General features: G+C 43.1%; 15 protein-coding genes. 10 read left to right on the forward strand and 5 right to left on the reverse strand.

Annotated elements, in window-relative coordinates:
* Positions 1-49 precede the first annotated feature (49 nt).
* Both FTV12_RS07845 and FTV12_RS07850 read left to right on the forward strand, forming a co-directional pair.
* Entirely contained in the window at positions 50-340 is a 291-nt protein-coding gene (locus FTV12_RS07845; protein WP_180033836.1) for a hypothetical protein, read from the forward strand.
* A gap of 7 nt (positions 341-347) precedes the next feature.
* Positions 348-770, forward strand: coding sequence for a YqaA family protein (locus FTV12_RS07850; RefSeq protein WP_104425758.1), 423 nt, complete (start codon positions 348-350; stop codon positions 768-770).
* Between the two features lie 90 nt (positions 771-860).
* Here the strand turns inward: FTV12_RS07850 and FTV12_RS07855 are convergent, their stop codons facing one another.
* Entirely contained in the window at positions 861-2,114 is a 1,254-nt protein-coding gene (locus FTV12_RS07855; protein WP_180033837.1) for an MFS transporter, read from the reverse strand.
* 230 nt (positions 2,115-2,344) lie between these two features.
* On the opposite strand from FTV12_RS07855, the gene rpmI reads away from it, so the two are divergent.
* Both rpmI and rplT read left to right on the forward strand, forming a co-directional pair.
* On the forward strand, positions 2,345-2,539 hold the full coding sequence (gene rpmI / locus FTV12_RS07860; protein ID WP_004278281.1) for a 50S ribosomal protein L35: 195 nt from the start codon (positions 2,345-2,347) through the stop codon (positions 2,537-2,539).
* 11 nt (positions 2,540-2,550) lie between these two features.
* The gene (gene rplT, locus FTV12_RS07865) at positions 2,551-2,910 is read left to right on the forward strand and encodes a 50S ribosomal protein L20 (protein ID WP_004647525.1); all 360 of its coding nucleotides are present in this window, start codon (positions 2,551-2,553) and stop codon (positions 2,908-2,910) included.
* Between the two features lie 159 nt (positions 2,911-3,069).
* Here rplT and FTV12_RS07870 read toward each other — a convergent pair whose 3' ends face one another.
* A complete protein-coding gene (locus FTV12_RS07870; protein WP_005233930.1) occupies positions 3,070-4,098 on the reverse strand; it encodes a hypothetical protein in 1,029 nt (342 codons plus the stop codon).
* 160 nt (positions 4,099-4,258) lie between these two features.
* On the opposite strand from FTV12_RS07870, the gene pheS reads away from it, so the two are divergent.
* The 3 genes from pheS (at position 4,259) to FTV12_RS07885 (ending at position 8,045) form a co-directional block, all read left to right on the forward strand.
* Positions 4,259-5,239 carry a phenylalanine--tRNA ligase subunit alpha gene (gene pheS, locus FTV12_RS07875; protein ID WP_005233932.1) on the forward strand — a complete coding sequence of 327 codons (981 nt, stop codon included), beginning with the start codon at positions 4,259-4,261 and terminating at the stop codon, positions 5,237-5,239.
* 131 nt (positions 5,240-5,370) lie between these two features.
* Complete coding sequence (gene pheT, locus FTV12_RS07880) at positions 5,371-7,752, forward strand: phenylalanine--tRNA ligase subunit beta (protein ID WP_180033838.1); 2,382 nt, start codon at positions 5,371-5,373, stop codon at positions 7,750-7,752.
* Complete coding sequence (locus FTV12_RS07885; RefSeq protein ID WP_004783565.1) at positions 7,749-8,045, forward strand: integration host factor subunit alpha; 297 nt, start codon at positions 7,749-7,751, stop codon at positions 8,043-8,045. The genes pheT and FTV12_RS07885 overlap by 4 nt, the downstream gene beginning before the upstream one ends.
* An 88-nt stretch (positions 8,046-8,133) precedes the next feature.
* On the opposite strand, the gene FTV12_RS07890 is transcribed toward FTV12_RS07885, so the two are convergent.
* The 3 genes from FTV12_RS07890 to trxA form a co-directional block, all read right to left on the reverse strand.
* A complete protein-coding gene (locus FTV12_RS07890; protein ID WP_180014356.1) occupies positions 8,134-8,430 on the reverse strand; it encodes a hypothetical protein in 297 nt (98 codons plus the stop codon).
* Positions 8,431-8,833: 403 nt separating this feature from the next.
* On the reverse strand, positions 8,834-10,102 hold the full coding sequence (gene rho / locus FTV12_RS07895) for a transcription termination factor Rho (protein ID WP_180033839.1): 1,269 nt from the start codon (positions 10,100-10,102) through the stop codon (positions 8,834-8,836).
* Positions 10,103-10,423: 321 nt separating this feature from the next.
* Entirely contained in the window at positions 10,424-10,750 is a 327-nt protein-coding gene (gene trxA, locus FTV12_RS07900; protein WP_034170825.1) for a thioredoxin, read from the reverse strand.
* 261 nt (positions 10,751-11,011) lie between these two features.
* Here trxA and ppx point away from each other — a divergent pair, with 261 nt between their 5' ends.
* From ppx to tilS, 3 genes are read left to right on the forward strand one after another with little or no spacing between them, the layout of a single operon-like run.
* Positions 11,012-12,532 (forward strand): exopolyphosphatase, encoded by a 1,521-nt coding sequence (gene ppx, locus FTV12_RS07905; RefSeq protein ID WP_034170824.1) that lies wholly within the window; start codon positions 11,012-11,014, stop codon positions 12,530-12,532.
* Between the two features lie 30 nt (positions 12,533-12,562).
* Positions 12,563-13,387, forward strand: a complete 825-nt coding sequence (locus FTV12_RS07910) for an acetyl-CoA carboxylase carboxyltransferase subunit alpha (RefSeq protein WP_004783557.1) — start codon at positions 12,563-12,565, stop codon at positions 13,385-13,387.
* On the forward strand, positions 13,324-14,697 hold the full coding sequence (tilS, locus tag FTV12_RS07915; RefSeq protein WP_180033840.1) for a tRNA lysidine(34) synthetase TilS: 1,374 nt from the start codon (positions 13,324-13,326) through the stop codon (positions 14,695-14,697). Before FTV12_RS07910 ends, tilS begins: the two co-directional genes overlap by 64 nt.
* Positions 14,698-14,699 lie beyond the last annotated feature (2 nt).

Below are 14,699 nucleotides of genomic sequence, written 5' to 3' on the forward strand. Positions count from 1 at the left end.
ATAAAAGTAGATTAAACCACCTTTGGGTGGTTTTTTATTGGGTGAGTGTATGAAAGATTTTTTCCTGAACTTTACTAAAATCGTGGAAACGAATCCTCGAATTTACTGGAGTATTATTTTCGGTATCGCAGCTTGTCTGCTGCTGTTTATTGCTGAAATTGTGCATGTGGATCAGGTGATCAGCGCCTTGAATACCAAAGATCGCCAGATTTTAAATGCAGCGCTTGAGCCGATCACCCAGAAATATCAATGGTCACGTATTTTGGCCATGGTTATGGCTATAGTCTGGGCGAATTGGGAATATCTTAAAGCCAAGAAAAAACTGGGTTTAAGCCGTTAGTCTCGGGATGTCCCTGTTTCTGCTCTTTCTTGCCGCTTTTGGTGCAGCCACTTTATTACCGCTGCAGTCGGAAGCGGTTTTGCTGGGTTTATTATGGCAAGGGAGCTATTCGGCGGCTTTACTTATCATGATCGCAAGTGCTGGAAATATCTTGGGTTCCTGTGTGAACTGGTATCTGGGGTTTAAGATTGAGCAATATAAACATAAAAAATGGTTTCCAGTCTCTGAGCAGCAGATGCTTAAAGCCCAAAGTACCTATCAGAAATACGGCTATTGGTCATTATTGCTGAGCTGGGTGCCGATTATTGGCGATCCAATTACGTTAATTGCTGGCTTGCTCAAGGAAAATTTTGCCCGTTTTATTTTGATAGTCAGTATTGCCAAAATTGGACGTTATTTGTTTGTCTATTGGGCGTATGCGATGTTTTAAAAAAGAGGCGTAAAGCCTCTTTTTATTTGTATTCATCATTAGTGCACAATATTTTCCTGTTGAAAATCCTACGCACATCAGAACTAAAAATTATTTTTCAGTTCCTTTGGTAATATCAATTCCAAACAGATCCTTGGTTCTTGCCCAGCTGATGGACACCACCAGTAGGGTCATGCTGCCACCAAACACTGTAGCCATAATTGTGCCCATATATTTCGCAGCCAGACCGGACTCAAAAGCACCCAGTTCATTACTAGATGAGACAAACATGCCGTTTACTGCAGCAACCCGGCCACGCATATTATCGGGTGGGTAAATCTGTAAAATCGTCTGGCGAATCACTACAGAAATACTGTCACAGGCGCCGGTCATGGCAAGAGCAAACAGAGATAGCCACATCGAGTTAGAAAAGGCGAATAGCAGGGTAAAGACTCCGAATCCTGCGACTGCAAGCAGCATATTACGCCAGGCATGTTGCGTAGGCGGAAAACGGGTCAGGGCAATCATGGTTATCAGTGCGCCAATTGAAGGGGCAGCCCGTAAATACCCCAAACCTTCAGGACCAACCTTTAAAATATCCTCTGCAAAAATCGGTAAGAGGGCAATCACCCCACCAAACAGTACCGAAACCAAATCTAGGGAAATCGACCACAGTACAATTTTGCTGTTCCAGATAAAACGGAAACCATCACCCAGACTATGCAGGATATTTTCAGTTTCAATTTTAGGAAAATCGCGCTTTTGCAATAAGTTAATCAGAACAAAACAGATGCTGACCAGTACTGCGACAGTTAGAAGACTGGTTTCCCGACCCAAAAACGCCAGCATAAAACCACCCAGCATCGGCCCGATGATTACCCCACTTTGCCAGCCAATAGTGGTCCAGGTTGCACCATTGGCATAGAGTGCACGTGGAATCAGAAAAGGTTTCAGTGAAGTTGCTGAAGGATTATAAAAGCCACGAATGGTACCCAGACAGAAAATGACGGCATAAATTCCCCAAGATAATTGACTGGTGCTGAGCTTTCCCAAGCCGTGATAATGAAACAGTGACCAGAGAATGAGCGGCATCGGAATGGCGAAAAATAAACAGATTTTCATAATGGTCTGCTTATTAAAGCGATCCGCGACATATCCACCCCATAAAGAAAGGGAAATAAAAGGAATCGCTTCTGCCAGACCAATTAGTCCTAAGGTCAGCGGGTCTTTGGTAATCTGATATAGAGAATAGGCAACAATAATTTCCTGAATCAGAATGGCTAAAGTCAGGCAAAACTGATTTAAGGTGACAATAGAAAAGTCTCGATAACGGAGTGCGGCAAACGCATCGGGCTGAATGTGCATAAAGAGCTGCAACTGAAAAAATTGACGAATTATAAAGTGATATCGCAAGCAGTATATAAATTCATCATTCAATTCTTATCGTAAAAAATGCTAAGTTTGCAGATTCATCAAGAAAAAAAGACTAGTGCTTTTGTTTTAAGCAAAGATGCATTAGAATATCGGCTCCCTTACCTGCAGGGCGTTCTTGCAATGGTGCAGACGTGCCGAACAGGTGTTCAAAAGAGGTTGTTATGCCTAAGATGAAAACTCGCCGTGGTGCAGCTAAACGCTTCAAAGCGACTGCTAACGGTTTTAAGCGTAAACAAGCGTTCAAACGCCACATTTTGACCAAAAAATCTGCTAAGCGTATTCGTCAATTGCGCGGCTGTGTAATGGTTCACGTAAGTGACGTTGCTTCAGTTCGTCGTATGTGCCCGTACATCTAAGGAGATTATAAATGGCTCGTGTAAAACGTGGTGTACAGGCTCATCGCCGTCACAAAAAAATTCTTGCTCGCGCTAAAGGTTACTATGGTGCTCGTTCACGCGTTTACCGCGTAGCGTTCCAAGCGGTAATCAAAGCTGGTCAATACGCTTACCGTGACCGTCGTCAGAAGAAACGTCAATTCCGTGCTCTATGGATTGCGCGTATCAACGCTGGTGCACGTCAAAACGGTTTATCGTACAGCCGTATGATCGCTGGCTTGAAAAAAGCTCAGGTTATCATCGACCGTCGCGTACTTGCTGACATCGCTATGCATGACGCAGTTGCGTTTGCAGCTCTAGCTTCTAAAGCTAAAGATGCGTTGGCTGCATAAGTCTTTATGACTTAGAAAAAAGACCGCTTTTAGCGGTCTTTTTTTATGCTTAAATGAAATCAGTGGGATCTTTGATTTTTTTAAATCATTTATTTATTGATTTGGTGGAGATTAAGTCTCCACCAAGCCAAAGTGATTATTTATAGACAATATATTTTATTAAAGCCCGAAATAGTAGCCAATCAAACAGATCACAATCGTGATCAGAATCAGTTTGATCACACTTGAAGCACCGGTTTTATGGTGACTTTGTGGTCGTTCGGCTTTAGAGACTTTGACTGCGCGATCTTCAGTATTCATGCCCGCAAAAGGATCAGGCGCCACTTTAGGAGTAAGTTGTGCAGTTTTATAATGATTGGCCACTTTCACAATAAACTTGGCACTGATTTCATCAATTTTTTGCGCAAAGTGGCGCAGGTTTAATTGCTGCTCCGGATTTAGTACCTGACCATCATCATTATAAGGGTGTTGAATCTTAGTCTGAATAAAATCACTTAATGCATCCAGACGATATAAGGTCTGATGAGCATAATCAGATGAATAATCCGTTGGAATCAAAGCTAGGTGACTCGGATTTTCTGAGTGAGACTGAATCGTTGGGGTAGTACCGTAATAAGGCAATCCAGTATAAGCAGGCTCAGTAAATCCTTGAGCTAAATGGTGTGCAAATAATTCCTGTTCAGTATAGGAATGAATATCATCCCAGTTTGGTTGTACCAGATCAGTATCAATTCTTTTAGCCAGTTTACTGTTCAGTTCATAACGCCAGAATACTTCATGACGTAAAGGTGACTTCTGAGCTTCTGGTGCTTCATAATCATTATCAGCGGTATACCATTCAGCCAGCTCCTTACCGATCATCCAGGCGGTTTTACCTTGAGCATGATGACTGATAATCACATGAGCCAAAGGAACCAGCTCGACATTGGCATTAGGGTTATTTTCATCTTCCAGCAAGTGTGAAGAATGCAGACTAATACGACGAACACCTTGTTTTTTCAGGCCTTCAAGCCAGATTTGAAAGTGCTGTGCCAGTAAATGCTGGGAAATCAGATCACGAAAAGTTAAATGGTACTGATTAAAAATGGAGTGATTCAGCCAGCGGCTGAAACTGAGATCCTGAGTTAAAAACTCATTGCCATAAGTGACGAGGGTCAGTTGCTGTTTCCAAATTTGATCGAGTGCCATAGTGATTTGATCTGATTGATATTATGTTTATCTTATACTTTTTATAATTCATGATGCTATTCTAATTTTCATTAAAAGCGCACTTCATCAACTCGCCTAAAAACTGTTAGAATATGGGGTTTTTTAAAAATATTTCTAACCTGTTGCTTTGAGAGTTACTATGTCACTGGAAGCCCTGACCACTGAAGCGCTCGCTGCGATTGCAGCAGCTCAAGACCTTGCTGCACTTGATCAAGTACGAGTGCAATTTACGGGGAAAAAAAGCCAGCTCGCGGAACAATCTAAGTCGCTGGGGAAAATGGATCCTGAACAACGTAAAGCGTTTGGGGCACAAATTCATGCAGTTCGTGAAGCTATCACGGGTGCTTTGACACAACGTCAGGCTGAACTGCAGAAAGCTGCACTAGAGCAAAAGCTTGCTAGTGAAACAATTGATATTACCTTGCCCGGTCGTGGCCAACAGGTGGGCAGCATTCACCCAGTGACCCAAGTACAAGAACGTATCTGTCAATTCTTTACCAAAGCAGGTTTTACAGTAGCGACTGGTCCAGAAGTTGAAGATGACTATCACAACTTCGAAGCATTGAATATTCCGGGCCATCACCCTGCACGTGCCATGCACGACACTTTCTACTTTGATGTAAACCATTTATTGCGTACGCATACTTCAGGTGTGCAGATTCGTACCATGGAAACCCAGCAGCCACCAATCCGTATTGTGTGTCCAGGCCGTGTATATCGTTGTGACTCTGACCAGACGCATTCACCAATGTTCCATCAGATCGAAGGCCTATACGTTGCTGAAAATACCAGCTTCGCTGAATTGAAAGGTTTATTGGTTAACCTGCTGAATGAATTCTTCGAAAAAGATTTGAAAGTACGTTTCCGTCCGTCTTATTTCCCGTTCACTGAGCCAAGTGCTGAAGTGGATATTATGGATGAACGTGGCAAGTGGTTAGAAGTTTTAGGTTGCGGTATGGTGCATCCAAATGTACTTCGCGCTGCGGGCATTGATCCCGACAAATACAAAGGCTTTGCATTTGGTTTAGGTGTAGAACGTTTTGCAATGTTGCGTTATGGCATTAATGACCTGCGTATGTTCTATCAAAACGATGTGCGTTTCTTACGCCAGTTTGCTTAAAGGATTTAAACCTCTCCCTGACCTCTCCTAAAAGGAGAGGGGGCTGTCCTTATGTGACTCAGGGTTCTCCCCCTTTGTAAAAGGGGGAGTTAGAGGGGGATTTAAAAGATTAATTTATAGGTTTTAAAGAAATGAAAATTAGCGAAAATTGGCTGCGCACATGGGTTAACCCAGCCATCGATAGCGAAAAACTGTCTGACCAGTTGACTATGCTTGGTCTTGAAGTGGATGAAATTGCACCTGCGGCAAAACTGTTTACAGGTGTGGTTGTTGGTGAAGTCCTGACTGCCGAACAGCATCCAGATGCCGACCGTTTACGTGTTACCACTGTAAACATTGGTTCAGGTGAACCTCTACAAATCGTGTGTGGTGCGCCAAACGTACGTGCAGGTATGAAAGCGCCAGTTGCTACCATTGGCGCGGTTTTGCCGGGCGATTTCAAAATCAAGAAGGGCAAACTTCGTGGAATCGAATCCCAAGGTATGCTGTGTGGTGCGTCTGAAATTGATTTAGAAGACAAAATTGATGGTCTTTTAGAATTACCAAACGATGCACCTGTAGGCGTGAATATTCGTGAATATTTAGACTTAGATGACAACGTGATTGACATCAGCATCACACCGAACCGTGGTGACTGTTTCAGCATTCGTGGTATTGCACGTGAAATTGGTGTGATTAACCAATTGCCAGTGACTGCGCCAGAAATTCAAGAAGTGGCTGCAACCATTGCTGATGAAAAGAAAGTGGTGGTGTCGACTGAAGGCTGTCCACGTTACTTAGGTCGTGTGATCAAAAACGTCAACACCAAAGCGCCAACCCCTGAATGGATGGAACGTGCGCTTGCTCGTTCGGGTATCCGTCAGCACAGCATTTTGGTCGACATTACCAACTATGTATTGATCGAGCTGGGTCAACCGTTACACGCATTTGATGGTGGCAAGGTTCAAGGTGCAGTTCACGTTCGTCAAGCAACAGCCGGTGAAAAGCTGGTGCTGTTAAATGAACAGGAAGTTGAACTGAATAAAAAAGTGATGGTGATTGCAGATGATGAAAAAGCATTGGCGATTGCAGGCATCATGGGTGGTCTGTCTTCATCTGTAACGGATGCAACCACTGAGATCTTCTTGGAGTCTGCATTCTTTGCACCTTTGCACATTGCAGGTCGTGCGCGTAGCTTCGGCTTACATACCGATGCTTCTCAGCGTTATGAGCGTGGTGTGGACTTTGAACTGCCAGTAATCGCAATGCACCGGGCGTCTCAGCTGATTGCTGAGCTTGCAGGCGGTGAGTTTGGTCCAATCATTGTAGCTGAAAAAACAGAGCTGTTACCAAAACGTGAAGCGATTGAGCTAGAACAAGCGCAAGTCGATCAATTATTAGGTTATACAGTTGAATCAGATTTCATTACAGATGCTTTAACGCGCTTAGGTTGTGAAGTGACTGTAAAAGCTGAAGGTCAGTGGTTAGTGGTTCCTCCGTCCCACCGTTATGACATGGCAATTTACCAAGACCTGATTGAAGAAGTTGCCCGTATTCACGGTTATGACAATATTCAAATCAGCTTACCAGTCATTGATGTGAAATTGGCGAAATATGAAGACCAATTCGAACTGACTCAGCTTCGTCAAACAGCCGTGACCTTGGGCTATCAGGAAGCGATCAGCTTCAGTTTTGCTGACCTGAAACTGGAAAAACAGTTAAATCCAGAAGTCAATCCATTGGCATTGGCGAACCCAATTTCAAGCGATTTGGCAGTGATGCGTTCAACTTTACTGTCTAGCCTGATTCCATGTGTACAGTACAACGTCAATCGCCAGCAGAACCGTGTACGTTTTTTCGAACTCGGTCTGCGTTTTGATTACCAGAATGCGGCTTCAATTCATGATCTGAAACAGATTCCAACTTTTGCCTTGATTGCTACTGGTTCACGTACGCCTGAAACTTGGCATGGTAAAGCACAGCCAATGGATTTCTTTGACTTCAAAGGTGACATTGAGGAAATTCTGGCAGCTGCGCGTCTGGATGTGGAATATGTACGTTCTGAACGTAGCTGGTTACATCCTGGTCAATCTGCAGAAATTTTAGTGAATGGTCAGTCAATTGGTTATTTAGGTCGTTTACATCCCTCACTTGAAGACGAACTCGATTTGGCGACGACTTGGGTCGCTGAATTAGATCAATCGGCTGTTTTGCAAACTTATGTATCTAATTTTACAGAATTATCACGTTTTCCATCGGTTCGACGTGATATTGCGCTTTTAATTAGTGATAAGATTAATGTTAGCGAAATTCAGGGACTTATCGAAAAAACAGGTGGAGAGCTTCTAGGCTCGACATGGTTGTTCGATGTGTACACTGGACAAGGAGTAGAAGAAGGGAAACGCTCACTGGCATTTGCACTTCTCTGGCAGCATCCAAGCCGTACACTGGAAGATGCTGAAATTAAATCAGGTATGGATAATATCCTTCAGGTGTTGGAAAACACTTACCAAGCGACATTGAGGGCTTCATGACAGCATTAACAAAAGCAGAAATGGCTGATCATTTAAGTGAGCTCACGAGTTTAAACCGTCGTGAAGCTAAACAAATGGTCGAGTTGTTTTTCGATGAGATTAGCCAAGCGCTAATCTCGGGCGAACAAGTAAAATTATCGGGTTTCGGTAACTTTGAGTTACGTGATAAGCGCCAACGTCCAGGCCGTAATCCGAAGACGGGTGAAGAGATTCCGATTTCTGCACGCCGTGTTGTTACGTTCCGCGCGGGGCAGAAGTTCCGTCAACGTGTGGGGAATGAGCAGATCAATTGATCTGCTTTTTTTATATCTAACATTTTTATTTTTTACATAAAAAAAGAGAGCCAGAGGCTCTCTTTTTTGTACTGAATAATCGTAAAGATTATTGAGCAGCAGCTGGAGCAGCTTCAGAAGCAGCAGTAGCTTGAGCAGCAGCGTCAGTAGCAACAGCGGCAGCAGCGTCAGCTTCAGCAACAGCAGCAGCGTCAGAAGCAGCAACTTCAGAAGTAGCTTCTACAGCAGCAGCGTCAGCAGCAGCTTCAGCTTCAGAAGCAGCTTCTACAGCTTCAGATGCAGCTTGGTTAGCGTCAGCAGCAGCGTCGTCAGCTTTTTTAGCACAACCAACGAAAGCTAAAGTAGTAGCAACTGCAGCAGCAATAGCGATTTTTTTGAATAACATGGCATCACTCTCTAAAAAATTGAGATTAAAAAAAACCAAAGTCAGGCTGTAATATGCTTTTATTATTCCTAATAGTGTTAGGGACTAACAACGCAGGAGCAGTCTAACTGGTCTGCAAATATGCTATCACTGCGCATTTTTAATTGCTACTAGGTGAGCATCAAAAACAGCGAAAAAACGATAAAAATTAAGGGTTTTTTAACAGAAAATAACAATTAATTGAAAGATATAGATTGGAGAAAGGCTTATTAAGCTTATAAAAATTATACAGTTATTTATTTGTTTACTTTAATAATCAAAAACTTAAAAATAAGTTTACAGATAACTTAGTACATTGTTTCATTGTGTAACATACGTCAACCATAAAAAAAGGCCACCTTGAATGGTGACCTTTCTGATAATTTTAGTTCGATGCTTTGCGTTTCATTTGATCAAAGAAATCATCATTGGTTTTGGTTTCTTTCATGCGGTCAAGCAAGAATTCCATCGCGACCAGTTCATCTTGGGTATGCAGAAGTTTACGAAGAATCCAGACTTTACGCAGTTTGTCTTCGGACATTAAACGTTCTTCACGACGCGTACCCGATTTCTTGATATTCATCGCAGGGAAGACACGTTTTTCCGCAATACGGCGATCTAGGGTAATTTCCTGGTTACCTGTACCTTTGAATTCTTCATAGATCACTTCATCCATTTTACTGCCGGTTTCAATCAAGGCTGTAGAAATGATAGTAAGAGAACCACCTTCTTCGATATTACGTGCCGCACCAAAGAAACGTTTTGGACGTTCAAGTGCATGTGCATCTACACCACCAGTTAATACCTTACCTGATGAAGGAATCACAGTGTTATATGCACGTGCCAGACGGGTAATCGAATCCAGCAGGATGACTACATCTTTCTTGTGCTCAACCAAACGCTTAGCTTTTTCAATCACCATTTCAGCCACTTGAACGTGACGGGCAGGTGATTCATCAAAGGTAGAGGCGACCACTTCACCGCGAACAGTACGTTCCATTTCAGTGACTTCTTCTGGACGTTCGTCAATCAGAAGCACAATCAGGAAGCATTCAGGGTTGTTACGAACAATCGATTGCGCGATGTTCTGTAGTAACATCGTTTTACCAGCTTTCGGTGGTGCAACGATAATTGAACGTTGACCTTTACCAATGGGTGCCACTAGATCGACCACACGTGCAGTTAAATCTTCAGTGGTACCATTACCAAGCTCCATCACCAATTGCTCAGTTGGGAACAATGGAGTCAGGTTTTCAAACAGGATCTTGTTACGTGAATTTTCTGGGGTATCGTAGTTAATCTGATTGACTTTAAGCAAAGCAAAATAACGCTCACCTTCTTTAGGCGGACGAATGCTTCCCGTAATGGTATCACCGGTACGCAGGTTAAAGCGGCGAATTTGTGATGGACTGACATAGATATCGTCAGGACCTGCCAAATAAGAGCCTGCTGCAGAGCGTAAGAAGCCAAAACCATCTGACAAAATTTCTAGAACGCCATCACCAAAAATCTCTTCGCCATTCATCGCATGGCGTTTTAAGATGGCAAAAATAATGTCTTGCTTACGGTTACGAGCCATACCTTCAAGGCCCATAAACTCGGCAATCTTGATGAGTTCGCCAATCGGTTTTTTCTTGAGTTCGGTTAAATTCATAGGTGGTCAGATAGAATCAAAGTTCTAAGGTATAGGTTAGAAAGGGAGTAACATTCGGCCGCATATAAGCATTCAAACGAAAGCAATTGAATTTGCACAAGAACAATTCAGAGGTCTGTTTGATTGTTTCAAAGAGAAATGTGAAAACAATTTCTATTGCCGAGCGGCATGTTATGTAATGTATCTTGTAAGAAACTGACAGGATTTAGCATCCTTTATCTCTTGAAGTTGAAATATAAGAGAGAAACAGGTTTTTGTCAATTTATAGACGAAAAAAATACGCAACCTTTGGTCGCGTATTTTTAGTTGAACATTTAGTGCTTAGATATTTTGATCAATAAATGCAGTCAATTTAGATTTTGGTACTGCACCGACTTGAGTCGCTACCACTTCACCATTTTTGAACATCAATAAAGCTGGAATGTTACGGATATTGAAGTTCACAGCAGTTTGTTCGCAAGACGTTACGTCAACTTTGACAATTTTCACTTTGCCTTGATATTCATCAGCCAATACTTCAAGTACAGGGGCAATAGCTTTACATGGCGCACACCAGCCAGCCCAGAAATCAACCAGCACAGGAACGTCTGATTGAAGAACGTCTGCTTCGAAGTTTGCGTCAGTAGTGTTTACGATGTTGCCAGACATGGAGTGCTCCAGAATTAATTTTATAAAGATGACTATAATTATTAGTATTACATAGCCATCTTTAACAATGTAGGGGAATCTGTAAATTTTCAAGCTTTAATGTTGTTTTGTCTAATGGATGATCACGATAGTCACCATCGCCTCATACAATTGTCCTATAAATGAAAAAAATAATTACGCGAAATTGTCCTGACAAATGGCTTTTAAATTGCATGGTTGTGAATTACTCTAAGCACAATTCTTAAAAGGTTTATTTCTAGAATGTCTGATTTTTTGATTGATGAAGAATTACTCGCAGCCATCGATATGGGATCAAACAGTTTTCATTTGGCGATTGCCCGGGTGGATCATGGCGAAGTGAAAAAAGTCGCATCAATGTCAGAAAAGGTTCAGCTTGCTGCGGGACTGGATGAAAATAAAAATTTAACTGAAGCCGCACAGCAGCGTGGTTTAGCTTGTCTGGCCCGTTTTGTCGGACGTTTGGGTTCTGTACAACCAAACCGTTTACGGATTGTGGCAACCAATGCATTACGCCAAGCCAAAAATGGTCATGAGTTCATTCAGAAAGCGGCTGAAATTTTACCAAAACCGATTGAAATTATTGCTGGTCGTGAAGAAGCGCGTCTAATTTATCTCGGTGTGTCACATACCATGGCCAATACTGGTCGTCGCCTGGTGGTAGATATCGGTGGGGGGTCGACTGAACTGATTATCGGGGAAGAATTCGAACCCATTCATACCGAATCTGTGCAGATGGGTTGTGTGACTTTTACCAAGAAATTCTTTGCTGATGGTGAAATTACCCATAAAGCCTTTGATAAGGCAGTGACTGCGGCGCGAAAAGAAATTTCAGGCATTGCCAATACGTATAAATCTGCCGGTTGGGATGCGGTGATTGGTTCGAGTGGTACGATTAAGGCTTGCCGTCAGATCTGTGTCAACATGGGCTGGAGCAATGATAAAGAACAGCTCACTCGTGAAGGTCTGGAAAAACTTAAAGACAGATTATTCAAATATAAGCATGTTTCGGACATGGAATTTGAAGGTCTGAAAGATGACCGCCGTGCAGTCTTGCCTGCAGGAATTGCCATTTTATATGCGGTATTTGATGTACTGAATATTCCACATCTGGTCTATTCAGATGGAGCATTACGTGAAGGTGTGATGTATGACCTCTTGGGTCGTTTCAAGCATGAAGATATACGTGATCGTTCAGTCCATGCCTTGATTGGTCGTTATAATGCCGATGCCAAGCAGGCCGAACGTGTAGTGCAGACTGCACAAAAACTGTTTGATGATGTAGCAGGTGATCTTGGCCTATATAGCGAGGACAGTGATTTACTTCGTCGTGCAGCTTATTTGCACGAAATTGGTTTAGCGATCAGTCATAGTGGTTATCACCGCCACGGTGCCTATTTGTTGCAACATTCTGACATTGCCGGTTTTTCGCAGGTAGATCAGAATTATTTGTCACATTTGGTCGCACATCATCGCCGTAAATTGCGCGCTGATGCCAAGCATGATGTGATGAAAGTCGGTGGAACTAAACTTTTACAGCTGTGTTTGCTGTTGCGTCTGGCGGTTTTGGTCAATCACAGTCGTAGTGATGAGATGCTTCCTGCCATTGAACTTAAGGTCAAGAATGCGCAACAATGGCAGCTCAGCATTTCTGGTGATGCCAAACAATGGCCATTATTGATTGCTGAACTGCATGATGAACAGGTGCAGTTTAAAAATTGGGAGATCGAGCTCTCGGTTCAATCTGAACAATTTGTTAATTAATACCTTTATAGGGATGAAAACGGTTGACCTATGAAAAATAAAGCTACCCCATCAAAAGCATGGACGACAGTACAGATTGCTCGTCATCCGGAACGTCCACAATTTCTGGACTACGTAGGTGAAATATTCACTGAATTTGATGCTTTGCATGGCGACCGTCTCTATGGTGATGATGGCGCAATGATCGGTGGTCTGGCACGTTTCGATGGACAACCAGTGATGATCGTGGGTCAGCACCGTGGTCGTAGTACCCGTGAAAAATTACAGCATAATTTTGGAATGAGTAACCCGGAAGGTTACCGTAAAGCTCAGCGTCTGCTCGATATGGCGGAACGTTTTAATCTGCCAGTCTTCACCTTTATTGATACCATGGGTGCATACCCCGGTGTGGGTGCGGAAGAGCGTGGTCAGGCTGAAGCGATTGCATCGAGTTTGGCACAACTTTCTAATCTGAAAGTACCTGTAATTGCCACTGTTCTGGGTGAAGGTGGTTCAGGCGGTGCACTCGGGATTGGCGTGGCAGATCGTGTAGTGATGCTCTCTCACAGTATTTATTCAGTGATTTCACCGGAAGGTTGTGCGTCTATTCTGTGGAAAACTGCAGAAAAAGCGGAACAAGCCAGTGAAGCTTTGGCATTAACTGCTGAAAAATTGCAGAAGATGGGCATTGTTGAATACGTCGTTGATGAAGGTGAAGGTGCACATCTGGATCCGGATGAAGTCATGTACCAACTGAAAGCAGTCCTGAAAGAAGCTTTAAATGAACTGCAAGCAATGGAACCACAAGCACGATGCGAAGCACGTTACCAACGTTTAATGAAGTTTGGCAGCGACAATTTAGGTCTGGCATCTTAAAGCAACTGCAGGGCTTTCCTGCAGAGACAAAATTTCTAATCGGATGTAGTGGCGGCGTGGATTCCATGCTGTTGCTGCATCTGATGTTTTTTTTGTGCCCGGAAAAAATCCGTGCGATCTATGTTGATCATCAATTGCAAAGTATCAGCGGGGAATGGAGCGCTTTTGTCCATCAACAGTGTCAGCAACTAAATATTCCCTGCATCATTCAGCCCGTCCATGTTGCCAGTGGCAATCTGGAATCTCAGGCTCGCCAATCGCGTTACCAAGCTTATTTACAACATCTTCAGCCCGATGAAATTTTGGTCTTAGCCCATCATCAGCAAGATCAAGCAGAAACTTTAATGTTGCGCTTACTTTCTGGTGCAGGGATTGATGGTCTGGCTGCCATGAAAGCGATCGATATACGCCACGATTTAACCATTTGGCGGCCACTGCTGGATATTTCCCGTGAGCAGATTTGCCAATGGGCAGCAGATTTAAACATCCAGAATATTGAAGATCCGACCAATCAGAATACCCATTATGACCGTGCTTGGGCACGTCAGGTGCTATGGCCAGTCTTAAGTCATCGCTATCCGAAAATGCAGTCCGCCTTGGCACGTACCAGTGAACTGATGCAAGATGCGCAAAACATTCTGCAAGAAGTATTGGAGCAAGATCTAAAATTCTGTGGCAACGACGAAATTCTCAATTTATTTCCTCTCTTAAGTTTATCCAAAGCACGACAGCGCCAGTTACTCTCAGTCTGGATGAAAGGTGAGGGACAATATCGTCCCTCTCTGGACATGGTTAAGCGTGTACAGACTGAAGTAATCAAGGCTAAACAGGATACTCAGGCAGCGCTACATTGGTCGGGTTATTACTATGTGCGTTATCAGCAGCAGTTACATCGCCTAAAAGCTGAAGTTTATCTGGCTGATCAACAGCTAAACGTAGCTGAACAGCAGATCATTTTACAGAATAAAGATCAGGTTCATCTTCCTTCTGGTCAATTCGGGATTCAAAGGGCTGAGATAGGATTGTCTCCCACTTTATTAGGACAACCCTTGTATTTACGTCAACGGAAGGGGGGTGAAAAAATTCATCTCTATGGCCGGATGGGGCACTGGCCGCTCAAAAAAGCCATTCAGGAAGCGCAAATATTTCCCTGGACTCGGCATACTATTCAAATATTAAGCACAGATAATGTTATGCTAGGCGTGTTTACACCTAAAGGATTTTGGTTAGCTCAATCTGCATATTGTGAGGCAGGGGGGTGGCTACCCATTTCGGTTTCTTCAACTTTAGAATTCAACGACGAGCATTAAAC

This window comes from Acinetobacter sp. YH12233 (assembly GCF_013417725.1).
Lineage (GTDB): Bacteria > Pseudomonadota > Gammaproteobacteria > Pseudomonadales > Moraxellaceae > Acinetobacter.

Excerpts from the sequence above, each read along its gene's own strand:
- FTV12_RS07845 (WP_180033836.1), top strand. The coding sequence starts at position 50 with ATGAAAGATTTTTTCCTGAACTTTACTAAAATCGTGGAAACGAATCCT.
- FTV12_RS07850 (WP_104425758.1), top strand. The coding sequence starts at position 348 with ATGTCCCTGTTTCTGCTCTTTCTTGCCGCTTTTGGTGCAGCCACTTTA.
- FTV12_RS07855 (WP_180033837.1), bottom strand. The coding sequence starts at position 2,114 with ATGCACATTCAGCCCGATGCGTTTGCCGCACTCCGTTATCGAGACTTT.
- rpmI (WP_004278281.1), top strand. The coding sequence starts at position 2,345 with ATGCCTAAGATGAAAACTCGCCGTGGTGCAGCTAAACGCTTCAAAGCG.
- rplT (WP_004647525.1), top strand. The coding sequence starts at position 2,551 with ATGGCTCGTGTAAAACGTGGTGTACAGGCTCATCGCCGTCACAAAAAA.
- FTV12_RS07870 (WP_005233930.1), bottom strand. The coding sequence starts at position 4,098 with ATGGCACTCGATCAAATTTGGAAACAGCAACTGACCCTCGTCACTTAT.
- pheS (WP_005233932.1), top strand. The coding sequence starts at position 4,259 with ATGTCACTGGAAGCCCTGACCACTGAAGCGCTCGCTGCGATTGCAGCA.
- pheT (WP_180033838.1), top strand. The coding sequence starts at position 5,371 with ATGAAAATTAGCGAAAATTGGCTGCGCACATGGGTTAACCCAGCCATC.
- FTV12_RS07885 (WP_004783565.1), top strand. The coding sequence starts at position 7,749 with ATGACAGCATTAACAAAAGCAGAAATGGCTGATCATTTAAGTGAGCTC.
- FTV12_RS07890 (WP_180014356.1), bottom strand. The coding sequence starts at position 8,430 with ATGTTATTCAAAAAAATCGCTATTGCTGCTGCAGTTGCTACTACTTTA.
- rho (WP_180033839.1), bottom strand. The coding sequence starts at position 10,102 with ATGAATTTAACCGAACTCAAGAAAAAACCGATTGGCGAACTCATCAAG.
- trxA (WP_034170825.1), bottom strand. The coding sequence starts at position 10,750 with ATGTCTGGCAACATCGTAAACACTACTGACGCAAACTTCGAAGCAGAC.
- ppx (WP_034170824.1), top strand. The coding sequence starts at position 11,012 with ATGTCTGATTTTTTGATTGATGAAGAATTACTCGCAGCCATCGATATG.
- FTV12_RS07910 (WP_004783557.1), top strand. The coding sequence starts at position 12,563 with ATGAAAAATAAAGCTACCCCATCAAAAGCATGGACGACAGTACAGATT.
- tilS (WP_180033840.1), top strand. The coding sequence starts at position 13,324 with ATGCGAAGCACGTTACCAACGTTTAATGAAGTTTGGCAGCGACAATTT.